19 protein-coding genes are annotated in these 22,913 nt (G+C 70.7%); 8 read left to right on the forward strand and 11 right to left on the reverse strand.

What is annotated here, in order from left to right; translation table 11 throughout:
- Positions 1–36: 36 nt before the first annotated feature.
- The 10 genes from CI089_RS04155 to bsh all read right to left on the reverse strand — a co-directional run bounded on the left by CI089_RS04155 (position 37) and on the right by bsh (position 10,380).
- Positions 37–993, reverse strand: a complete 957-nt coding sequence (locus CI089_RS04155; protein WP_094260391.1) for a hypothetical protein — start codon at positions 991–993, stop codon at positions 37–39.
- Complete coding sequence (locus CI089_RS04160) at positions 990–1,862, reverse strand: signal peptidase I (protein ID WP_094260392.1); 873 nt, start codon at positions 1,860–1,862, stop codon at positions 990–992. The genes CI089_RS04155 and CI089_RS04160 overlap by 4 nt, the downstream gene beginning before the upstream one ends.
- 128 nt (positions 1,863–1,990) lie before the next feature.
- Positions 1,991–2,803 (reverse strand): alternate-type signal peptide domain-containing protein, encoded by an 813-nt coding sequence (locus CI089_RS04165; protein WP_094260393.1) that lies wholly within the window; start codon positions 2,801–2,803, stop codon positions 1,991–1,993.
- 77 nt (positions 2,804–2,880) lie between these two features.
- On the reverse strand, positions 2,881–3,783 hold the full coding sequence (locus CI089_RS04170; protein WP_094260394.1) for a hypothetical protein: 903 nt from the start codon (positions 3,781–3,783) through the stop codon (positions 2,881–2,883).
- Positions 3,780–4,496, reverse strand: coding sequence for an alternate-type signal peptide domain-containing protein (locus CI089_RS04175; RefSeq protein ID WP_094260395.1), 717 nt, complete (start codon positions 4,494–4,496; stop codon positions 3,780–3,782). The genes CI089_RS04170 and CI089_RS04175 overlap by 4 nt, the downstream gene beginning before the upstream one ends.
- Positions 4,493–7,315, reverse strand: a complete 2,823-nt coding sequence (locus CI089_RS04180; protein WP_143738879.1) for a hypothetical protein — start codon at positions 7,313–7,315, stop codon at positions 4,493–4,495. The genes CI089_RS04175 and CI089_RS04180 overlap by 4 nt, the downstream gene beginning before the upstream one ends.
- A 123-nt stretch (positions 7,316–7,438) precedes the next feature.
- Positions 7,439–8,476: an LLM class flavin-dependent oxidoreductase gene (locus CI089_RS04185; RefSeq protein ID WP_094260397.1), complete on the reverse strand. Its 1,038-nt coding sequence runs from the start codon at positions 8,474–8,476 to the stop codon at positions 7,439–7,441.
- Positions 8,477–8,551: 75 nt separating this feature from the next.
- Positions 8,552–8,923 (reverse strand): sigma factor, encoded by a 372-nt coding sequence (locus CI089_RS04190; protein ID WP_094260398.1) that lies wholly within the window; start codon positions 8,921–8,923, stop codon positions 8,552–8,554.
- Positions 8,924–9,092: 169 nt separating this feature from the next.
- Positions 9,093–9,263 (reverse strand): CsbD family protein, encoded by a 171-nt coding sequence (locus CI089_RS04195; RefSeq protein ID WP_094260399.1) that lies wholly within the window; start codon positions 9,261–9,263, stop codon positions 9,093–9,095.
- A 139-nt stretch (positions 9,264–9,402) separates the two neighbouring features.
- Positions 9,403–10,380 carry a choloylglycine hydrolase gene (gene bsh / locus CI089_RS04200; RefSeq protein WP_094260400.1) on the reverse strand — a complete coding sequence of 326 codons (978 nt, stop codon included), beginning with the start codon at positions 10,378–10,380 and terminating at the stop codon, positions 9,403–9,405.
- A 325-nt stretch (positions 10,381–10,705) separates the two neighbouring features.
- Between bsh and CI089_RS04205 the strand changes: the two genes are divergently transcribed.
- The 8 genes from CI089_RS04205 to CI089_RS04240 all read left to right on the forward strand — a co-directional run bounded on the left by CI089_RS04205 (position 10,706) and on the right by CI089_RS04240 (position 21,551).
- Positions 10,706–11,686, forward strand: a complete 981-nt coding sequence (locus tag CI089_RS04205; RefSeq protein ID WP_094260401.1) for an ABC transporter substrate-binding protein — start codon at positions 10,706–10,708, stop codon at positions 11,684–11,686.
- Positions 11,687–11,751: 65 nt separating this feature from the next.
- Entirely contained in the window at positions 11,752–13,299 is a 1,548-nt protein-coding gene (locus tag CI089_RS04210; RefSeq protein WP_256977470.1) for a sugar ABC transporter ATP-binding protein, read from the forward strand.
- Complete coding sequence (locus CI089_RS04215) at positions 13,296–14,339, forward strand: ABC transporter permease (protein WP_094260403.1); 1,044 nt, start codon at positions 13,296–13,298, stop codon at positions 14,337–14,339. The genes CI089_RS04210 and CI089_RS04215 overlap by 4 nt, the downstream gene beginning before the upstream one ends.
- The gene (locus tag CI089_RS04220) at positions 14,336–15,358 is read left to right on the forward strand and encodes an ABC transporter permease subunit (RefSeq protein ID WP_094260404.1); all 1,023 of its coding nucleotides are present in this window, start codon (positions 14,336–14,338) and stop codon (positions 15,356–15,358) included. The genes CI089_RS04215 and CI089_RS04220 overlap by 4 nt, the downstream gene beginning before the upstream one ends.
- 46 nt (positions 15,359–15,404) lie before the next feature.
- Positions 15,405–16,985, forward strand: a complete 1,581-nt coding sequence (locus CI089_RS04225; RefSeq protein WP_373441588.1) for a sugar ABC transporter ATP-binding protein — start codon at positions 15,405–15,407, stop codon at positions 16,983–16,985.
- Positions 16,978–17,991, forward strand: a complete 1,014-nt coding sequence (locus CI089_RS04230) for a LacI family DNA-binding transcriptional regulator (protein WP_094260406.1) — start codon at positions 16,978–16,980, stop codon at positions 17,989–17,991. The genes CI089_RS04225 and CI089_RS04230 overlap by 8 nt, the downstream gene beginning before the upstream one ends.
- Before the next feature lie 47 nt (positions 17,992–18,038).
- Entirely contained in the window at positions 18,039–18,929 is an 891-nt protein-coding gene (locus CI089_RS04235) for a hemagglutinin (RefSeq protein ID WP_143738881.1), read from the forward strand.
- Between the two features lie 72 nt (positions 18,930–19,001).
- The gene (locus CI089_RS04240) at positions 19,002–21,551 is read left to right on the forward strand and encodes a bifunctional lysylphosphatidylglycerol flippase/synthetase MprF (protein ID WP_143738883.1); all 2,550 of its coding nucleotides are present in this window, start codon (positions 19,002–19,004) and stop codon (positions 21,549–21,551) included.
- On the opposite strand, the gene CI089_RS04245 is transcribed toward CI089_RS04240, so the two are convergent.
- Complete coding sequence (locus tag CI089_RS04245) at positions 21,520–22,824, reverse strand: alpha/beta hydrolase (protein ID WP_094260409.1); 1,305 nt, start codon at positions 22,822–22,824, stop codon at positions 21,520–21,522. The genes CI089_RS04240 and CI089_RS04245 overlap by 32 nt on opposite strands.
- Positions 22,825–22,913: the final 89 nt, after the last annotated feature.

Genomic DNA, 22,913 nt, shown 5'->3' on the forward strand with positions numbered 1-22,913 from the left:
GGCGGATGCCGTCGGAGAAAACCCGGACCTCGTCATTCATAGCAGCACGCCCGCGCGGGCGCACTCGACGCAGAGCGTGTCCTCGTTCCCGCCCGGCGCGCGGACTGTCACACGGGCGTCACGGCGGGACAGCTCACGCTCGCAGAGGTCGCACACGCGGTCGCGTCGACGCGCGAGCAGCAGGAGGCCGAGGAGCGAGAGCAGCGCCGCCGCGGCGATCGCGGCGGCGGCGATCTGGCCGCCCGTGGCTGCGAGCCCCGGAGGAGCGTCCGAACCGTCGCCACGCATCTCCACGCCGACGTCGAAGCTGAGGATGGTCGACGGCGCCCCCAGGGCGCGCGAGCGGTCGATCTCCGCGGGCATGGCGAAGCCGACGACGATCCTCGTCTGCTCCGACCGGTCGAGCGCCAGCTGAGCGAGCTCGACTCGGCCCGACGCGGCGAGCGCGTCGAACGTCCGGCTTCCCTCGACCCCGCCCACCTCCCAGAAGATCGTGACGTCCTCGGCGAGATCCGGGTTCTCCGCCAGCGCGGGGATGTGCTGCATCGCGTCGAGGGTCACCGTCATCACGCCCGGTCCCGGCCCGGCGTTGACGACATCGAGAGCGCGCATCGCGCGGTCGCCGGGCGCCGCGGTGCGATCACCGATGAAGCTCGTCTCGGCGCGCGCATACGGCACACCTCGCCAGTCGAGGCTGACCGTGGGTCCGTTCCACTCGGCCTGGAGAGGATTGCCCGTCGGGGCGGCGCGTGCGGAGGGGTGAGTCGAGGCTTCTCGTCTCTCTGCGGCATCGTCGGCACCGACGGTATGACCGGGGGCACCCGCGAACGGCAGAGCGTTCGCCGCGGCGAGTCCGGCTACGAGGGCGAGGAGCAGCACGATGGCGAGGATCCCGGCGGCGGCGCGGCCCCGAGGTGTGAGGCCGCCGTCGGAGACGACAGACCGGGCGATGACGCGTGGAGCGGAGTGTGCGGCGGGCGGGGAGGCGGTCATTGCTCGCTCCAGTATCGGGATCCGGGCTGCCGCGGCGCGACGTCACCGGGATCTGCTTCGCGCAGGACCTGTTCGAGAGCTTCGAACAGCGGGGTGTCGAGGTGAACCTCATCGGTCGCGGGCGGGCTCGCGCTTCCCGAGGCGCGCCTGAGGGCGAGTTCCAGCTCGCGCTCGCGGAGTTCGAGCTCGCGTTCGCGCAGATCCAGCTCACGCAAGCGCAGCTCGGCATCATCGTCGCGCCGCGCGGGGGCGGGCTGCGGCATCGCGGGGATCACGGTGGTGCGCCGGCGCCGGGGAGCCCAGAGGAGCCAGGCGGCGATGAGCGCAGCCAGACCACCAGCGGCGAGCAGCGGGTTCTCCGCGATCCACTGGCGGATCCAGCCGACCCCCGGGATGCCATAGAGGAACGTGCCGCGCACCTGCTCGGGCGACACCGGGGCATCGGCGGTGGTGTTCGCATCGCCCTGGGTGATGAGACGGCAGTCCGTTCCGTCCGCGAAGGACCCGATCGTCTTGCCGACGACGCGATGCGTGACGAGGGTGGGGTCGTTGGGCTCCGGGAAGAACGTGACGATCGACCCGATCGACACGTCCGTGCACACCGTCGCCGGATCAGCTCCCGCGACGACGATGACATCGCCGGCCGAGAACGTCGGCTCCATCGAACCCGACAGGACGGTCAGGGCGTCCCCTCCGGAGACGCGGGGCACGGCCACGAGCGCGACGACAGCGGCGATCGCGATGACGACCACGGCGGAGAAGACCGCGCGGAGCGCGATCCGCCACGGGGAGTCGAACCAGCGCGCCGTGTCGCCGGCCCGTGCGGTGCGCACCGCCCCCGGGTTACGGGTCTGCAGGATCCTTCGCATCGTCCTCTCCTCGTCGGTCGTCGTCTGTCGTGGTCGGCGCTCGGCGAAGGCGTCGCTCGCCGGGGCCGTGCGACCCGCCGTCGGGCACGGCGGGTCGCACGGGGTCGCGTGCCGCGACCGGAACCGGGTCAGCTGAACTGCGCTCCGGTGTCACGCACCTGCGTGAGGTTCAGCGTGAGGTCGGCGAGGGTATCCGCCAGACGCACGTCGGTGCGGTCGGTGACGGTCTTGTCCGTGGGCGAGTAGCGGAAGTCGCCGTCGAGGTCCTCGTAGAACGATGCGTACACGACGACGTTCAGGTCGGCGGTGGTCCCGGCCATCTCGAACACCGCCGTCTGAGCGGCGACGCCGTTCACAGCGGTCGCGGTGCTGCCCAGGACGCCGTTGGTCGCGTCGCTGAGCCCGTTGGCCTGGCCGGCCGTCGGCGCCGCGAGGTACATCAGCGGCGCGTCGGCTCCGGTCGGCAGCGCGGTCTCGTTCACGAGCAGCTTGTCGCCGAAGTAGACCTCGTAGCTGTAGGACATGCCCGAGATGTTCGACTTGAGCTTGTCCAGACCGTCGAGGCCCACACGGGCGACGAGGTTGTCGCCCTCGAGCGTGACGGTCGTCTCGAAGGATGCGGCGAGCTTGTCGCCGGGCGCGATGCGCCAGGTGTCGATGTCGGCGATCAGGTGGCCCTTCTGCGAGCCATCGGTCGCCCCCACCACCGCGGTGGCATCGGCACGGTCGTTCGACACGTCCCAGAACGACGTGTCCTGCAGCTGCGCGATGTTGAGGTCTCCGGCCGTGATGGTGCCGCCCGAGAAGGTGTCGGAGGCGGACCACAGGGCGAAGGTCGAACCGCCCATGAGCAGCGCGGCCGCCCCGGCGGCAACCCAGATCGCGCCGCGGCGGCGACGCTTCTCCTCGGTGACCACGATGATCTGATCGTTGTTCGTCATGCTGGTGTTTCTCCTTGTGGTGAGCGCGGGATGAATCGGCGGGGTCGGCGCTCGTCGCCCCCGCCGAAGGCGGAAGATCAGGGGCGCCGGTCGAACGCCGGGTTCGTGTTGGTCACGAACGGCTGGAGCGAGATGACGACGTCGGGCTCGCGAGACCCGTCCGGGTACAGATCGGCTTCCCAGCGGTCGCGGTTACGCGCAGAAGAGCCGTCTTCGCCGACGCCTTCCGCATCGGCGAAGCTGCGGTAGGTGCCGCTCATGTCGAGAGCGGGCGGGGCTCCGACCACGGCGTGCCAGCGGTCCAGCGCGGTGTTCTCCGAGCCGTCCTCGCCGAAGGCCGTGACGTGCACGTCGTTGCGATAACGGCCGTCGCCCTCGTCGTTCCACTCGACGGCGACGCACCACTCATGCTCGGTGACGGTGCCGACCACGCCTGCGCCGGCGTTCTGAAGGGTCACGTCCTCGCCCGCGTAGACGTAGACGTTGCGTCCCTCCGACGCGTCTTCGGGCAGGCCCGGGATCGCAGAGCAATCGCCCCCCAGCCCGGCCCGGTACACCTTCATCGTCGACTTGGACAGAACGGTGTTGGGCTGGGCCACCCCGCTTCCCAGATCGTGCGATTCGCCGGCGTAGCGCTGTTCGCGAACGTCGACCGAGTAGTCCAGACCGGTGATTCCCAGCGCGGAGCCGGTCGCCGTGAAACGCCAGATGACCGGGCCTCCCGCGTCCTCGGGCGAGTCGAGCAGCTGAGCGAGCCGGTTGCCCGGCAGCACGACCGACACCGCTTCCCCCGCGACCGAGCCGGCAGCGGTGCCGGGCGCGGCCTCGGGCGACGCGCCGAATGCGATCGAACCGACGGGGAACTCCGGCACCGCGATGCGAGTGGCGGCGCTCCACAGAGCGTTGGCCACGAGGGCTCCGGTGAGCGAGAGACCGATGAGCCCTCCGGCGACGAGACCGTTCCGGCTGCTCCGCCTCACGTGGACCCACCCCCCGCGGCGGCGGGACGCACCTGCTGGAGCGAGATCGCGAGGTCGTCGAGGCTCCAGGACGGCGGACCGACGGACGCGGTCTGCTCCCAGCGGTACTCGCCGCCGACGCGCGCGGTGACGACGACGATCCAGTCCACTCCCTCGCCAGGGTTGGATCCTTCCAGCCCCGGGACCGTCGTCGGGGTCCCCACCGGGATGTCGTCGGTGACCGCGGCCGAGGCAGTGTCGTCCTGCCCGTCGCGCTCTACGCGATAGGTCGCGACGATCGCTCCGTCGGCGAGCCCCGAGGCCAGGGCGGCACGGGCCTCGACCGACAGCTGCGCCTGCAGGTTCTCGCCCTGGAGGACGGTGTGGACAGGGATGCGGAACTCGATGACGTCTCCCGGCATCGTCGGCACGTCGACTCGCGCCGAGCCGAGCACGCCGGAGGCGGGCGACGCCACACCCGGCGTGACCTGCCGCCATGAGCCGTCGCCCCGCGACAGCTCGAGGTCTCCCGCGGTCACCGGGCCGCCGGCGAAGGAGACGGAGCTCGACCACAGCGCCAGGGTGGCACCGCCGGCGCCCGCCAGAACAGCGGCGAGCGCGCCCGCCACCAGAAGGGCGGTCGTGTTCCGGGCCCGGGACGCGGAGCGGTCAGGCGTAGCGGTGCCCGAGCGCAGCATCCGCCGGGTGATGGCGACGGACTCGGCGGCGGTCATCCGGCACTCCCGACGGTGGTGTCGACGGGAATCAGCGAGGCGCAGGACGAGAGGGCCGCGCTTCGGCCGATCTCGATCTGGTCGATCGTTCCGATAACACCGCCGTCGCCCAGCCGGGTGTCGCTGTCTGTCACGACGACGCCCGTCAGCCGGGTCGCCCAGTCGTCAGCGGACACGTTGGTCACGGTGTAGACGAAGCAGACCGCCTGACCGTCGGTGAGACGGGTCCCGCTCAGCGCCTCGGTTCCGGTCGCCATGATCCGCTCCGGCGACGACGAATCGGTGACGCCGACGAACGCGCGCTTGTCGATGCGGATGGTGGGGTCGGTCGCGAAGAGCCGGGCCGTGACCGGAGGCACGACGAGCCGATCGTAGTTCGGGTCATCGGAGGACAGCGCCGATGCGATGACGACGGGCGTGCCCGCTGCGACGTCACCGGCCTCGGCGGTCACCCGGATGGGCGTCGAGGATGTCGCCGCCGGAGCGATGACGGCGCTGGGGTCGCTGATGCTCACACCGAGGTCGACGCCTGCCTGGTCGAGCGACGACGCGAAGCGCAGCTCAGCGGTCGGCAGCGGGGCCCCGGTTCGGAGGTCGAAGGAGAACTGCTGCCCGAGCGGGTCGCCGGTGACGAGGGCGAACTGAGCGGGACGGGCGACGACCGGGTTCGTGAAGACGACCCAGGCCTCGTCGTCCACCGCGGGCTGCGGGTTCGAGACACCGCCGAGGCCCGACACCCGGCCGGCGGGGATCGCGAGGTGCACGCGGGCGGAGTCGTCGACGTGCACCACCACGGAGAACTCGCGGCTCGAGGAACCGGGCACGGCTTCGACGGAGACAGAGCGCGGCGCGATGCGCGCGGCGTCGATCGTCTCGTCGACGGCCTCGGCGGAGATCTCGAGGGCGGCGCCGGTCACGGATGCCGGATCGAGCGGGAGGGTCGACGTGATCGTGAAGTTCAGGTCGCGGGCGAGCGTCGGAGAGTTCTGGCCCTCCGTCCGCTCGATCGTGATCTGCGGCCGGCAGTTGCCCGACACCGGCACCAGTCGCGAGTACTGCGACGACTGTCCGGCCTCGGTCCGGGTCTGCACGCGCAGATAACCCGTGGCCTCCCCGGTCTCCGGGTCGACGGCCACGACATCGCGCGTCGCGCCCGGCTCGGTCGTGGGCAGCGGGACAGCACCGACGGGGAGGTCGACGCGAATGACACCTGACGATCCCGACACTCCGGAGGCACGGCCGAGGTAGACGTCCGCCGTGCGGTCAGCCGTCCAGAAGATGTCCAGGTCGGCATCGCCCGACGGCGCCTGAGCGCCCGTCGGCGCCGTGACGTCGACGACCGCGGGGCACAGCCATGCCCCGTCGGCGAAGGGCGACCGGGCCACGACGGTGCCGGTCGGCGCGTCGGCCGTGAGGACCTGGGCATCCGACGACGGATACCACGTCGCCACCTGGCCGTTGGCGTTGGTGATGTTGCTCAGCAGGGTCGGGGTCGCCGTGCGGGTCTCCTCGGTGACTCCCGGGCGGGGCTGGCTGGCGCTTCGGTCGCCGAAGGTGTTGCGCTCGACCGCGACGTCGCCCGTGTTGGTGAGCGCGATAGAGGTCCCGGTGTACCCGTCGAAGAAGTTGTCGGCGATCGTGAGGTCGCCCGCGTTGCCCGCCGTGGTGTTGCCGTTCCATGAGATCGCGAAGGTCTGTCCGCTGCTGGCCCGGACGAATTCGTTCCCGACGATGCGGTTCACCCCGCCCATCCCACCGTGGGGCAGCCGGATGAAGGCCGAGTTCGCGCCGGTCCCGGTTCCCTGCACGTTGATGAAGCGGTTGTTCTCGATCACGATGTTCGACGCCCGCACGCTCGACGAGAGCGCACCGTTCGAGAAGGGGAAGGCTTCGCGGTTGCGCATCCCGATCACATCGCTGCTGACGAAGGCGAAGCCGTCGAGGACGACGTTCTGGCTGCGGGGGTTGAACTGCAGGAGGTCGGTGAAGCACCCCGAGCCGTTGGAGGAGCTGCAGGTCGACCCCGACGGGTACGTGACCGTCACGTTCTCGACACGCAGATTCTCGACGGGCGTTGCGTCCTGCGCGTTGACGAGGAAGATCCCGGTGCGTGCCGCGTTGTAGAACCCGCGCACCTCGTAGTTGCGGATCGTGATGTTCTTCGCGCCCTCCCGGACGAGCACGAAGCGCTCGGCGTAGTAGTCGCGGTCGGTGTTCGTCGACCCCCCGTCGAGCACAAAGCCATCGGCCTCCGGTCCGAGCGACAGCGAGGTGCGGCCGGAGAGGATCTGCGTCATGTTCCGGAATTCGACGTCGGGGCCATTGATGTAGAACAACGCGGACACCGTGTCTCGGCTGGTCTGCATCGTCACGCGGTTCTGAAGGTCGATGACGACCGGCGCGGTGACCGCGAAGTGGGCGCCGTTGTCCCACGAGTTCACCGACGAGTTGTGCATCCGGAACGCCGTGCCGTCCCGCGCGTCGATGTTGCCGGTGAGACCGTCGGCGACCGTGATCGTGATGGCCCCGGGCGGGAGGTTCAGCGCGTTGGACTCCTCGAGGGCGGCACGCATCGTGCAGGTGCCCGCGCTCGTCTCGCAGACGCCGTTCCCGACGTTCACGCCCGCGGCGGCCGCGGTCGCGTCGAGGGAGTCGATCACGAACGTGTGCGTGACAGCCTGCGCGCTGGCTGCGACGACCAGCGACCCTGCGACGACGGCGACGGTGGCGGCGACGGCGGCCGAGAGACGACGCCATCTCCGCTTCGCGAGGCTGCCCGCGGGCGCCTGCCGCACTGCGGTTCGATCGCGTCGTGTCATTGCCGTCCTCCGTCTGAACCTGCCGTTCGGGGTTCCAGGTTCAGACGGGACGGTGACGCGAATTGGGTGTCGGCGGAGCTTTACGTAGCCGAGCCGAGCTACTGAAGTAGCGGGCGAGCGCGTCTACGTGGTCGGTGGATAGGTCTCCGTATCGCGATGGATTCGCGGTTCATGAGTCCCGGCGCCCAGTCGTTCGCGCAGGGCTCCGAGGAGAGCACCCGCCCGCGCTCCGAGGAAGGCCCGCTGGTCCTGCGAGATCTCGTGGATGTAGAGGCGGTCGAACCCGGTCTCGACGAGCTCGGCGAGCCGGTCGGCCAGGTCGGCGATGCCGCTCGGCGAGTCGAGGCCCACGATGACGTGCTCGGCGAGCTCGGCGTCGCTGGGGTCGCCGGCCCGGGCGGCGAAGTCCTCGGGCTGGGCGATGTCCCAGGCCTCCGGTGGCGTCACGACCCCGTGCAGCCACTGGTCGCGCACGAGCGCGGCGGCTTCCTCCCGCGACCCGGCGAGCGCGATGTGAACCTGCAGGCAGGTGGGCCCGAGGCCACCGGCATCCAGGTACGCGTCGACGATCTCGGCGACCTGGTCGCGGCTCGTGCCGACCGTGACGAGCCCGTCCGCCCACCCGGCGGCCCAGCGTGCGGTCTCGGGCGAGGCGGCGGTGGCCATGAGGGTCGCGGGTCCGGTGGGCAGGCTCCACAGGCGGGCCTCGTGGACCCGGATGCGGCCGTCGTGATCGACCCGCTCGCCGGCGAGCAGTGCGCGCATGACCTCGACGCACTCCCCCAGGCGCGCGGTTCGTTCGTCCTTCGCGGGCCACGCGGCGCCGGTGACGTGCTCGTTGAGCAGCTCGCCGCTGCCGAGCGCGGCGAAGTAGCGCCCCGGGAACATCTCGGCGAGGGTGGCGATCGCTTGCGCGCTGACGACGGGGTGGTACAGCTGCCCAGGGGTCGAGACCGACCCGATGGGGAATCGCGTCGAGGCGAGCGCGGCCCCGAGCCAGGCGATCGTGTTGCCCGAGTGCCCCTGGCGCGGGGTCCAGGGCGCGAGGTGGTCGGCGCTGAACGCCCCGTCGAAGCCGACGCGTTCGGCGGCGATGACGGCTTCCAGGAGCGCGCTGGGCGCGAGCTGTTCGTGCGAAGCGTGGTATCCGATGAAGGCCATGCCCCAGTCTTTCGGCAGCGCGGGGCCGATGACCTCCGGTTGCCCGATCGGGCCCGTTGCGGTACGGGGCCGGCGTCAGGCTCGGCCGCTGGTGTCGTGGAGGCGTGTCAGCGCTTCGCGGATCTCGGCCAGCCGGCCGCGCTCGACGGCGCGACGGCGGAGGCGGGCGAGGATCCAGGCGCGCACGGTGCCCGCGCCCGCGTCGAACCAGCGCGCCTCGCGCCAGACGTCGAGGAAGGCCTGGCGCACGGCGTCCTCGGCGGCCTCCCGGCTCGCGGTCAGCCGCAGCGCGAGCCCGAAGGCGGCGCCGGCGGTGGCGTCGTACAGCTCGGCGAACGCACTCCGGTCGCCCGCGGCGACAGCGGTGAGGAGGGCGTGGAGCTCGGCCTCGGAGCCGGGACGCGAGGGCTCGTCCGCGGCCGTGTCCGGCGCGAGCAGATCTGTCATGAGGGAATCGTGCTGCGCGACCGCCCGGGCGGGAAGCGCTTGAGTCTCCACGCCGCCCGTGGTAGGCGGATGCAGTCAGATGAATACATCCGCCCGGGGTGCGCCCCGCAGGCGGACAGCGAAGCGCCCCGGGGCCGTAGACCCCGGGGCGCTCGCGTGAGGGAGCGTCTTACTTGAAGGCGTCCTTGACGTTCTCGCCGGCCTTCTTGACGTTGGCGGCGGTCTGGTCCTTGTGGCCTTCGGCTTCGAGACGCTCGTTGTCGGTCGCCTTGCCGGTGGCCTCCTTGGCCTTGCCGGCGACGTCCTGAGCTGCGTTCTTGATCTTGTCGTCGAGTCCCATATCGGCCCCTTCCGTCGATCTGCGTCCGGGTCTGATCCCGGATGCCGGGACGGTTCATCCCGGTCCCCAAACGGTAGGTCGGCCGCATCCGCCCGCGCACCCGCTCGCGTTACGGCCGGGAATGCGGTATGGCCGGCCGTCAGTTCTGCATGTTGATCTGCTGCCCCTTCACGAGCGGATAGTGCACGAGCGTGTCGGCGTCGAGATCCTCGCGATGCATGTCGACGCCGGAGATCTGGCTGTTCTCGTACGTCGTGTAGTAGTAGACGCCGGTGTCGGTGTTGCAGCACGACGAGTAGATCGTGATCTCGTACTTGCCCTCCTCGCCGACGTGCACGCAGCCGCGCTGCTGAGCCACCGAGCCCAGGATCTGGAAGAACTGGCTGATCGACTCCGACTCGGACTCTCCCGCGACGGAGTTCATCCTCGTGAACGCGGCCTTGACGAAGCGCGAGGACGACGAGAGATCGCCAGGGAGCCCGATCGCGCCCATGCCCCGGCTGTACTGGTCCAGCGCGAGCTCGGGAGCGAAGGTGTTCTCGGGCGGATAGGTCGACAGGTGCATGTAGTTGTTGAGTCCGAACAGCTGGATGTCGAAGGTCGGGTTGTTCGTCAGCACGCCGACGGGGTTGTCGTACACCCGCAGCCCCTCCCGGACGCTCTCGACGGTGATCGACCGTGATCGATCCGCGATGATCCAGTGCAGCGGCGACGCGCGGAAGGCGTCGCTGAACGAGACGTCGGTGATGGTGACGTCGGCGAGCGCCGCCTCGACCTCGTCGACGGTCCCGAAACGACCGAGGACCCAGGGGATGAACTCGAAGGACGCGATGTTGGTCGTCCCCGCCTTCTCGGGCTTGTAGTCGGCGTTGTCCGGGAAGTTCAGCCCCGCCATGCCGAGCCCGCGCTCGTTGACCGCGTCGTAGTACAGCGGGTAGCCGTCGGCGATCGTCGCGATGCCGATGATCGCGTGGTGATTCTCGAGCGCGTCGGTCGCCCGGAACCGGAAGGGGAAGTTGCGCGGGGTCACGACCACCTCCTCGTGATACGAGAACTCGAGGTCGAGATTGCGGCCGAAGTAGTGGTTCTGAGTGGTGTAGCTGACACCTGTGCACACGGTGCGCCTCCTGTCACGATGGGCCGCCCGTCGGCCCTCGCCCCACCCCTACCCGACGGCCGGCACCGGCCGGCAGGGCACTTGACACGCCGTCACCCGGCCGGCGACCCGAAACGCTCCCCGAGTCGCGTCCACGGTGTGAGCGCTCACCTCGCGATGACGGGTTGTTGCGCGTTCCGCCGCCGCCTGGCCCGCAGTTGCCGATTCGTTACCGATGCAGCCCTTGACACGACCCGCGTTGTGAGCGCTAACATTCGAGCGTCCCCCCGAGGTGACATGCATCAGAGATCCGGCGACGCCGCCGGACGAAACGAGGAGGTTTCCGATGTCCCAGGTGAAGTCCGTCGTCACCGCGATCGCCATGCTGGGCGTCGTCGCACTCAGCGCCACCGCGTGCGCGAGCTCCAGCTCGCCGGGCGGCTCCGGCGGCGACGACGTCATCACGGTCGGGTTCGCCCAGACCGGTTCCGAGAGCGGATGGCGCAGCGCCAACACCGAGTCGATCAAGGAGGCGTTCTCGGCCGAGAACGGATTCGACCTGATCTTCAACGCCGCCGACAACAAGCCCGAGGCCCAGATCGCCGCGGTGCGCAGCTTCATCAACCAGGGCGTCGACGCGATCGTCCTCGCCCCCATCGTCAGCGACGGCTGGGACGACGTCCTGAAGGAGGCGAAGGATGCCGGCATCCCCGTCATCCTCGAAGACCGCACCGTCTCGGCATCCGAGGATCTCTACGCCAGCTGGATCGGGCTCGACTTCGAGCAGGAGGGCAAGACCGCCGGCGAGTGGGTCGCCGAGAACTTCGGCTCGAAGCCGACGAACATGGTGATCCTCGAGGGAACGACCGGCTCCTCCGCCGCCACCGACCGGCAGACCGGCTTCGACGCCGCCGTCGCCGGCACCGACATCACGGTCCTCGACTCGCAGACCGGCAACTTCACCCGCGCCGAGGGCAAGACGGTCATGGAAGGCTTCCTGCAGAAGTTCGGCTCCGAGATCAACGTCCTCTTCGCACACAACGACGACATGGGTCTCGGCGCCCTCGACGCGATCAAGGCGGCCGGCATGAAGCCGGGCACCGACATCCAGATCGTCACGATCGACGCGGTCAAGGACGGCATGACGGCCCTGGCGAACGGCGAGTTCAACTTCATCGTCGAGTGCAACCCGCTGCTCGGCGAGAAGACGGCCGAGGTCGTGAAGTCGGTCCTCGCGGGCGAGACCGTCGACAAGAAGTACATCGTCGAGGACCAGAGCTTCACGCAGGAGCAGGCGAAGGAAGTCCTCGACAGCCGCCCCTACTGATCCGACACCCGAGTGGCGGCCGGCACGCCGGCCGCCACTCTCCCCCTCCAGAAAGCGGGTCGATGATGACCACGGAACGCCCGGTCGCAGTCGCGATGCGCGGGATCACCATCCAGTTCCCCGGCGTGAAGGCGCTCGACGCCGTCGATCTCACGCTCTACGGCGGCGAGATCCACTCCCTCATGGGAGAGAACGGCGCCGGCAAGTCCACGCTCATCAAGGCGCTCACCGGCGTCTATGCGATCGACAGCGGCAGCATCGTCGTCGACCAACGCGAGCGCTCGTTCCGCAGCACGGCCGATGCGCAGGCCGCGGGCATCTCGACGGTCTACCAGGAGGTGAACCTCTGCGCGAACCTGTCGGTCGCCGAGAACGTGATGCTCGGCAACGAGGTGCGCCGGGGCGGACGCATCGACTGGCGCGCGACCCACGAGGCGGCCGCCGGACATCTCGCGGAGCTCGGTCTCGACATCGACACGCGCTCCGTGCTGGCCAGCCACTCGATCGCGGTGCAGCAGCTCGTCGCCATCAGCCGGTCGATGGTCATCGACACGCGCGTCCTGATCCTGGACGAGCCGACGTCGAGCCTCGACCGCAGCGAGGTCGAGCAGCTGTTCGCGGTCATGCGGCGACTGCGCGACCGCGGCGTCGCGATCCTGTTCGTCTCGCACTTCCTCGACCAGATCTACGAGATCTCCGACCGCCTGACGGTGCTGCGCAACGGCGGGCTCGTCGGGGAGTATCCCATCGCCGAGCTCGGCCGCGAGGCCCTCGTGGCACGCATGATCGGGCGTGAGCTGAGCGCCCTCGACGCCCTGTCGTCGACGGCGGAGCGCGAGATCGATCGCGACGCCGTCCCGGTCCTGCGCGCCCGGGGCGTCGGCCGGCGGGGCGTCATCGAAGCCGCCGACCTCGACGTGCATCGCGGCGAGGTCGTCGGGCTCGCCGGCCTGCTGGGCTCGGGCCGCACGGAGCTGGCGCGCCTGCTCGCCGGCGCGGACCGCTCGGACGGTGGCACCGTCGAGGTCGACGGCGCCGCGACACGTCTGACCAGCCCGCGGCACGCGCTCGACCGCGGCATCGCGTTCTCGTCCGAGGACCGCCGCTCCGAGGGCATCGTCGCCGACCTCACCGTCGCCGAGAACATCGTGCTCGGCGTTCAGGCGCGGCGCGGCGCACTGCGCCGGGTCCCCCAGAGCGAGCGCGATGCGCTGGTCGCGGAGTACCTCGAAGCGCTCGGTGTCCGCCCCGCCGACCCCAACGCCCTCGTCCGCAACCTCTCGGGCGGGAACCAGCAGAAGGTGCTGCTGGCACGGTGGCTCGCCACCGCCCCCGAACTGCTCATCCTCGACGAGCCCACCCGCGGCATCGACGTCGGCGCGAAGGCCGACATCCAGCGCAAGGTCGCCGAGCTCGCGGCCCAGGGACTGGCCGTGGTGTTCATCTCCTCGGAGCTCGAGGAGGTGCTGCGCATCGCGCAACGCGTCGCGGTCCTGCGCGATCGCCGCAAGATCGGCGAGCTGATGACGCAGGATGTGGACGTCGACACACTGGTCGCCTTCATCGCCGAGGGCGACGCCGAGGACCCCTCGGGTAAGGAGAAGATCGCGTGAAGAAGCTGTTCACGCACCGGCTCGTCTGGCCGGTGCTCGCCCTCGTGGCCCTGATCGCGGTCAACACCGTGTCGCGGCCCTCGTTCCTGAGCGTGACGGTGCAGAACGGGCAGCTGTACGGCTCGCTCATCGACATCCTCCGCAACAGCGCCCCGCTCATGCTCGTCGCCCTCGGGATGACGCTCGTGATCGCCACGCGAGGGATCGACCTCTCGGTGGGTGCGATCATGGCGGTCTCGGGCGCCGTCGCCCTGACGATCATCGAGGCCTCGCCCGAGCCGGGGAACCTCGGCGTCGTCGCGATCGCCATCGCGGCCGGCGTGGGCACCTCGCTCGTCCTCGGCGCCTGGAACGGCTTCCTCGTCGCCGTGCTCGGCATCCAGCCGATCATCGCCACGCTCGTCCTCATGCTCGCCGGACGCGGTGTCGCTCTGCTCATCACGCGCGGATTCATCACGACGATCAACAGCGAGCCGTACCAGTTCATGGCGCAGGGATACGTGTTCGGCCTGCCCTTCGCCCTGTGCGTCTCGGTCGCCGCGATCATCGTCGTCGCCGTCGTCCAGCGGCGCACCGCCCTCGGGATGCTGACCGAGGCCGTCGGCATCAACCCCGAGGCGAGCCGCCTGGCGGGCGTCCGCTCGCGCGGGATCATCTGGGGCACCTACATCGCCAGCGGCACCCTCGCCGGCATCGCGGGCATCCTCTACAGCTCGAACATCATGGCCGCCGACGCGAACGCGGCCGGCATGTACATCGAGCTCGACGCGATCCTCGCCGTCGTGCTCGGCGGCACCTCGCTCGCGGGCGGCAAGTTCAGCATCGCCGGCACCGTCATCGGCGTGTTCACGATCCAGACCCTCAAGACCACGATCACCTTCCTCGGGGTCCCGCCCGCGGTGAGCCCGGTGTTCATGGCCGGAGCGGTGCTCGTGGTCGTCCTGCTGCAGTCGCGCCGCGTGCGCGGCTGGTTCACCTCCGGCGCCCGTCCCGCGGCCCGCCCGGTCTCCACCCGCTCCGACGCGAAGGTGCTGTCATGACATCGCTCACCGCTGCCCCCCGCGCGCACGAGCGCGCCCTGACCCCCTGGCGCCGCTTCCTCAGCCGCCACATCGCCCTCGTGCCGGTGTTCGCCGCCGCCGCGATCCTCGTCGTGATGATCGTGGGCGCGATGATCAACTTCCCGAACTTCCAGCTGCCCCGCATCCTGTCGTCGATCCTGCTCGACAACGCCTACCTGCTGGTGCTCGCGGTGGGGATGACCTTCGTGATCCTCACCGGCGGCATCGACCTCTCGGTCGGCGCCGTGATGGCATTCACCGGCATCCTGTGCGCACGCCTGCTGTCGGAGGGAGTGCCCGTCGCGGTCGCCGTCCCGGCGATGATCGTGATCGGCGGCGCGATCGGCCTGCTGATCGGCGTGCTCGTGCAGTTCTTCGACGTGCAGCCCTTCATCGCCTCGCTCATCGGGATGTTCCTCGCCCGCGGCCTCGCCTTCGTCGTGAGCCTGGAGTCGATCAAGGTCGCCGACGACGGGCTGCTGTGGCTGCAGTCGACCCGGCTGTCGGTCGGGGGCGGCTGGTACATCACGCCCACCGGCATCCTGGCTCTGCTCACCGTCGTGCTCGCGGCCCTCGTGCTGCGCTACACGCGCTTCGGCCGCACCGTCTACGCGATCGGCGGCAGCGAGCAGTCGGCGCGCCTCATGGGTCTGCCGGTGGTCCGCACCCGCCTGCTGGTGTACGTCATCAGCGGCGTGTGCGCAGGTATCGCGGGCATCGTGCTCACGGCGTACTCGGGCGCGGGCTATCCCCTCAACGGCGTCGGGACCGAGCTCGACACGATCGCCGCGGTGGTCATCGGCGGCACCCTCCTCACGGGAGGAAGCGGCTTCGTCGTCGGGTCGCTCATCGGCGTGTTCGTCTACGGCCTCATCCGCACGATCATCTCGTTCCTGGGCGCCGAGCAGTCGTGGACGCGCATCACGGTGGGCGCACTGCTGCTCGTGTTCGTCGTGGTGCAGCGGGTGATCGTCAGCCGATCCGCGACGCGGCGGTGACGGCCCGCCGCGCCGCGGCAGCGCGGCGGGGCGTCGGGGCGGCATGATGGTGCGCATGGATCCCGAGGCGGCGCCGACGCTCGAGGTGCGCGGCGCCGACGTGCGCTTCGGCCCCGAGCAGGCGCTCGCGAACGTCGATCTGCGGCTGTTCGCGGGCGAGGTGCACTCGCTGATGGGCGAGAACGGCGCCGGGAAGTCGACGCTCATCAAGGCGATCACCGGAGCGCTCCGCCTGGACGCCGGCGAGATCCTGCTCGACGGGGCACCGGTGCACCTGGCTCGCCCCGCGGACGCGCTCGCGGCGGGCATCTCCACCGTCTACCAGGAGATCGACCTGCTGCCGAACCTCACGGTCGCCGAGAACGTCTCGCTCGGGCGCGAGCCGCGTCGGTTCGGGATCATCGACCACGGCGAGATGCGGCGACGTGCGGCGACGGCGCTGGAGTCGCTCGGGGTCTCGATCGACCCGGGTTCGCTGCTGTCGTCGCATTCGCTCGCGGTGCAGCAGCTCGTGGCCATCGCGCGGGCGGTGTCGGGCGCGAACCTCCGCGTGCTCGTGCTCGACGAGCCGACCTCGAGCCTCGACGCCGACGAGGTCGCCGAGCTGTTCCGCGTCGTCCGCGAGCTGACGGCCCGCGGCATCGCCGTGCTGTTCGTGTCTCACTTCCTCGACCAGGTCTACGAGCTGTGCGACCGCGTCACGGTGCTGCGCGGGGGCCGCTTCGTCGGCGAGTACTCCACCACCGAGCTGCTGCGCGTCGAGCTCGTCGAGAAGATGCTCGGCGACTCCGCGGCCCGGCTCGCCGCGATCGACGAGGAGACCCCGCCGCCGAGCGAAGGCCCCCTCGTGCTGTCGGCCCGCGGCGCCCGCTCGGGCCGGACGCGGCAGCCGTTCGACCTGGAGCTGGTCGAGGGCGAGGTGATCGGTTTCGCGGGCCTGCTCGGTTCCGGGCGCACCGAGTTCGCGCGTGCCCTCACGGGAGTCGACGGTCTCGACGAGGGCACGGTGCTCCTCGACGGCACCCCGCTCGGGGGGCGCGGGCCGCGGGCGGCGATCGGTCGGGGCGTCGTGTATTCGTCGGAGAACCGTCGCACCGAGGGCGTGCTGGGCGACCTCAGCGTGCTCGAGAACATCACGCTCGCCCTGCAGGCGCAACGCGGCATCCTGCGTCCCGTGGGCGCCGCGCGCGCTCGCGAGCTCGCCCGGAGCTGGATCGAGGCCCTCAACATCCGGCCCGCCGACATCGATCGCCCGGTCCGGGAGCTCTCGGGCGGCAACCAGCAGAAGGTCCTGCTCGCCCGGCTGCTCGCCCTGTCGCCGCGCGTCGTCGTGCTCGACGAGCCGACGCGCGGCATCGACGTGGGCGCGAAGGCCGAGGTGCAGCGCCTGGTCGGCGAGCTCGCCGACAACGGCGTCTCCGTCGTCTACATCTCGGCCGAGCTCGACGAGGTGCTGCGCGTCTCGCACACCGTCGCGGTCGTCCGTGACGGCCGTATCGCCCATGTCGTGCCGGCCGCGGATCTCACCTCCGACCTGCTGATCGCGCTCGTGGCGCGCGCCGACGAATCCGCCGCCGAATCCGCCGACGAATCCGCCGCCGACAAGACCGAAGAGGCCGATGACTGACGCGCGCACGCCCCGGGCGGCGAACATCTTCGACGTCGCGAGACTCGCCGGCGTCTCGCACCAGACGGTCTCGCGGGTGCTCAACGACATGCCGAACGTGCGGCCCGCGACGCGCGAGCGGGTGGAGAAGGCGATCGCGCAGCTGCGCTACAGCCCGTCCCCCGCGGCGCGGGCGCTCGTGACCCGCCGCACCCGGACGATCGGCCTCATCACCCCCGGCACCGTCCAGTTCGGCCCGACGTCGGTCGCGACTCACTTCAACTTCGCCGCGCGGTCGGAGCGCTACAACGTCGACGCGATCAGCTCGCCCGAGAGCGATGTCGTCGCTGTGCGCGCGGCGATCGACGGGCTGCTCCGGCAGCGCGTCGACGCCATCGTCCTCATCGTGGTCGATCTCGACGTGCTCGCGGCCGTGCAGGGGCTCGAGCTCGACATCCCGCTCGTCGCCGTCGCCGCCACCAGCCGCCCGCACCCGCAGCTCGTGGCGATCGACCAGTACCGCGGTGCGCGCAGTGCCGTACGCCACCTCGCCGAGAGCGGGCACCGGCGCATCCATCACATCGCGGGCCCGGCCCGTAACCCCGATGCCGCCGAGCGCGTGCGCGGCTGGCGCGACGAGCTCGTCGCGAGGCGGCTGGACATCCCACCGCTCACGTACGGCGACTGGTCGGCCGCGAGCGGCTTCGGCATCGCGATCGACAGCGACATCGCCCCCGGCGACGGCATCTTCGTGGGCAACGACCACATGGCGATCGGCGTGCTCTCCGCCCTCCGCGAGCGCGGGCTCCGGGTGCCCGAGGACGTCGGCATCGTCGGCTTCGACAACGTCCCCGAGGCCGCCTTCCTCTACCCCGCGCTCACCACGGTGGAACAGGACTTCCCGGCGCTCGGCGCCCTGATCATGCAGAAGGTGCTGCTCGTGGTGGAGCAGCCCGACGTCGTGACCGAGGCCACCCCGCTGCCGACCCGCCTCATCGTCCGGCAGTCGTCGGTCTCGGACGGCTGAGCGCCGCTCCCAGCGTTCTCGTGACCGGGTGCGGCACGATCGTTCCCATGGCCTCTCGATCCCGGATGCGGCGGCGCCGTCGCCGGATCGGGATCGCCGCGGTCCTCGTGCTGGTCCCCGTGCTGCTGGTCACGGTCATCGTGGCGATCGGCGTGACCGCGACGAACCTCGCGCTGCGTCCGGGCGGCGCGCCGCCGCCGGGCGAACCGCCGCGCGCCCTCCCGCCGAACGTCGGCGCCATCGACCCCGGCAACCTCATCGACGACGCGCTGTTCTTCGACCGCGACGCGCTCTCCGCCGCCGAGATCCAGCAGTTCCTCGACGACCGGATCGGCGAATGCGGGAACGGGGCGTGTCTGAACGTCGCGACCGCCGGCATCTCCTCCCGCGAGGCGCGCGTGTCCGAGCGCACGGGCGAGGTCATCTGCCGGGCGATCGAGGGCGGCGAGCTGCCCGTCGCGGAGATCATCCACCGCGTGCAGGAGGCCTGCGGGATCTCGGCGCGCGTCATCCTCGTGACCCTCCAGAAGGAGCAGTCGCTGGTCGAGGGGCGCGCGGCCCGGGCGCCGTCGGAGGGCCGGCTGCGCGCCGCGATGGGCGCGAGCTGTCCCGACACCGCGCCGTGCGATCCGCAGTACGAGGGCGTGGGCGCGCAGATCGTGGCCGGGGCGACCGACCTGGCCTCGTACCGCGCGTCCGACTTCATGCGTCAGCCCGGCACGCATTTCATCGCCTTCCACCCCGACCCCGCGTGCGGCGGGACGGATGTCGCGATCGCGAACGACGCGACGGCGGCGCTGTACAACTACACGCCCTATCAGCCCGACCCGGCCGCGATGTCGGCGGGCTGGGGCCCGGGCGGCCCGTGCTCGTCATACGGCAACCGCAACTTCGCCTACTACTTCGCGCTGTGGTTCGGTTCGGTGCGAGCCGGATGAGGGTCCGAGCCGGATAAGCGCCCGCTGTGCGCCTGCTCTGCGCGCACAGGCGGAAGCACTATCGTGCGTCAGGTGACGACATCCCTCCGCGACCTGCGTTCGTTCGCCGCGGGCGCCGGCTCCTGGCTGCGCCACCGCCCGGTGACGCTCCTGATCGCGATCCTCACGATCGGGCTGAGTGTCGCGGGGATGATCTTCGAGCCGATCGACTGGGGTTTCATCCCCGCCCAGGACGCCGGTGGCGCCGGCGCGGCGACTCGTCACTGGTGGAGCTCCGTGACCTCGCTGTTCGTCGTCGAGACGGTGCCGGCCCTCATCGTGTTCGTCGTCCTCGTGCTCGTGGTGGTGGGTGCCGCCGAACGGGCGATGGGGAGCGTGCGCACCGTGATCGCGTACCTCGTGGGTGGCGTCGCGGCATCCTTCCTGGGTTTCGCGATCGATCTGTTCGAGCAGACCTACCTCGCCGGCATCCCGTTGAACGCCCCTGCCGTCGACGTGTTCTCCCCCACCGCCCCGTTGCTGGCCACGGCGATGGCGGCCAGCTCGTTCTTCGGTACGATCTGGCGGCGTCGCACTCGACTGCTGGCGGTGCTCTCCGCCGTCACCCTCTATCTCTACTCGGGCGGCGCGAACGACCTGTTCTCGCTCCTCGCCGTGCCGGTGGGGTTCGTGCTCGGCTTCGCGCTCGGTGGGCGCAGCAGCGGTTTCCGCCTCGTGCGCAGCTCGTACTACGAGAAGCGGGTGCTGCTCGCAGCCATCGTCGCGATCACGGCGATCGGCCCGGTCGTCGCGACCGCCTCGGGGTCGGGCGCGGGTCTGCTGTCGATCTACGGCTATCTCTCGATCGACCCGCTGAGCATCGTCGACGGCCAGGTGTGCGCGTTCGGCTCGGCCGGCGCCCCCTGCCCCGATGACTTCTCCTCCATCGCCGATCTGCAGGGGTGGTCGAGCGTCGTGGCGCTGCTCCCGCTGGTCGTCCTCCTGCTCGCGGCGCGGGGCATCCGCAACGGCCGACGTATCGCGCTCGAGGTCGCCGTCGCGATCAACCTCGCGATGTTCGCCGGCATGCTCTACACCTTCTTCGTGATCGAGCCCGACACCGTCGCCGCCATCGGTGAGGCGGTCAACGCCGAGACCGCGGATTTCGTGTGGCAGACCCTCACCGGGGTGATCGTCGGCGCCCTCGTGCCGCTGGCCGTCGCGATCGTGCTGATCGTGTTCCGGGGAGCCGCCCGGGTGACGACCACCGCGGCGGCCAAGCGCACGTTCGTCCTGACGGTCGTGATCGGGACGGCGGCGACGCTCGTCGTCTCGTTCGTCGGAACGCTCCTGATCGCCGACGGCTTCCAGCCCGGGGTCGACGCGCTGATGGTGTTGCGCGCGTTGCCGCTGCGTCTCGTGCCGCCGACCCTCATCCCCTCGGACGTCATCGAGTTCGTGCCCGAGTCCGGTGTCGCGCAGGCGATCTGGTACCTCCCGTCGCTGGTGTTCTGGCTGATCCTGGTCGTCGCCGTCGCCCGCGTGCTCGTCGACTCGCGCACCGTGCTCGACGCACCCGACCGGCTGCGCGCCCGGCGCGTGCTCGAACGCGGTGGCGGCGACACGCTGTCGTTCATGTCGACGTGGCGGGGCAACTCGTACTGGTTCGCCCCCGATGCCGACGCCGCGATCGCCTACCGCGTGCGCGGCACGATCGCGGTGACCCTCGGCGGTCCGTTCGGCCCCGACCACGACCGGCCCGACGTGGTGTCGGGCTTCGTGGAGTTCTGCGGTGCGCACGGCTGGACCGCGACCTTCTACAGTGTCGACGCGCGCGAGGGCAGCGTCTTCGATCACCTCGGCTGGCAGCGGATGCCGGTGGCCGAGGAGGCCGTGCTGCGCCTGCCCGACTGGAACACGGCGGGAAAGAAGCGACAGGACATCCGCACCGCGACCAACCGCGCGTCGCGCTCGGGGATCACGGCTGTCTGGACGTCGTGGCGCGAGCTCACGCCGGGTCAGCACGCGCAGATCCGCGAGATCTCCGAGGGCTGGGTCGCCGACCGGACGCTGCCCGAGATGGAGTTCACCCTCGGCGGTGTCGACGAGCTCGACGACCCCGCGGTGCGTCTGATGATGGCGGTGCACGAGAACGGCCGGATCGAGGCGGTCACGAGCTGGCTGCCGATGTTCGAGGACGGAGCCGTGACCGGGTACACCCTCGACTTCATGCGCCGGCGGGGCGACGCGATGAACGGGATCATGGAGTTCGTGATCGGCGCCGCCGCCGACCGGATGAAGGGCGACGGGCTCACCCTGCTGAGCCTGTCGGGCTCGCCGCTGGCCTCGACGCAGCTCGGCGACGACGCCGCGCCCACCAATGTCGCCCGCCTGCTCGACCTCCTGGGCGGGCTGCTCGAGCCGGCGTACGGGTTCCGGTCGCTGCTGAACTTCAAGCGCAAGTTCCAGCCCGAGTTCGTGCCGCTGTGGGCCGTGTATCCCGACCCGGCGATGCTGCCCGCGCTGGGCGTCGCTCTGACGCGGTGCTACCTGCCCACCCTCACCCTCGGGCAGGCGGTGCGGATGGCCGGGGCCCTGCGCGAGCCCGCCGTCAGCGGCCGAGCCCCCAGTGGTCCGCGATGATCTCGAGCCCCTGCTGGAAGATGTAGGTCCAGGACGCCGCATCGTGCGCGCTCCCCTGCGCCTCGACGTAGGTGGCATCCATCCCCGCCGCCTGCGCCGCCTGGTAGATCCGCTGCACGCCCGGGAGGAACCCGGCGTCGTTGCTCCCGACGCCGAACACCGCGGTCATGTTGCGGTACGGCGCATGGGCCGCCATGATCGCGGCGGGCTTGGCCGCCTCGTACGCGGCACGGTCGCCGCCGAAGCCCTGCGCGATCGTCGTCGCCTCGTCGCCGAGCGAGGGGAACTCCTCACCCGAGGCGTCGAGGATCGCGCTGAAGAGCTCGGGGTGGGCGGAGCCGAGCTGGATCGAGCACGTGCCGCCCTGCGACAGGCCCCCGATCCCCCAGAAGTCGGGGGCATCCAGAACCGGCAGGTTGGCTTTGATCCAGGTCGGCACGTCGACCGTCAGGTAGGTGGCCGACTTCCCGAGCGGCGAGTCGATGCACATCGGGTTGGCGTCGGGAGAGCCGAGCTGGTCGGGCGAGACGACGATCGGCGCGAGGCCGTCGTGCGCCGCGGCGTACGCGTCGAGCGACTGCTGCAGATGCGCGGCGATCAGCGGGTCCTGGGGCTGTCCGGGCTGCCCCGACAGCACGATCAGCACGGGCAGCAGCGGCGGGTTCTCGGTGAGGGCTGCGGGCGGGCGGTAGATGACGGCCGGGCGGGCGGTGAAGCCCGAGGCCGTGGCGGGGATCGTGACCGTGCCGACCTCGCCGGTCGAGGGCATCCCGTCGGGGGCGGTCCAGTCGGCGATCGTCGGACGGTCGGCGCCGCTGCCGAGGGACGGCAGATCAGCGGAACCGAACGCGGGCATCCCGAGGGCGAGGCGCACGGTCGGGTACTGTCCGAATGCGATGTTCACGCCCATGGCGGCGGTGAGCGCGAAGAGCACGATCGCCAGCGGCGCGGCGACGGCCCGGCGCCACGTGGGACGCCAGAGCGACACCAGGGCGACCCCGATGGCGGCGAACCCGAGCGCGATCCACATCCGTGAGTCGGCCGTGAGCACGACGCCGAACAGGTTGTAGTGGTCCGCGAGCAGCCAGGTCAGGCCCATGCCGATCAGCCCGGCGGCGACGGCCGCCGTCGCCGCCGTCAGCGTCCAGCGCCGGCGCAGCCAGCGGTTGCTCGGCCGCAGCACGACGAGGAGCACGAACGCGAGGGCAGCCGCGATGCACGTCGCGACGACGGCCGGTCCGGAGAGGATGTTGATGTTGAGCAGCCAGTTCACATCGACCTCCCGAGGATCGCGTCGAGCCGGAGTGGCGCGGCGGGCTCACCGATCCGTCCACAGCGTAAACCGGGCCGCGTGCTCGCATG

Source organism: Microbacterium sp. Yaish 1, from assembly GCF_002245215.1.
Classification (GTDB): Bacteria; Actinomycetota; Actinomycetes; order Actinomycetales; family Microbacteriaceae; genus Microbacterium.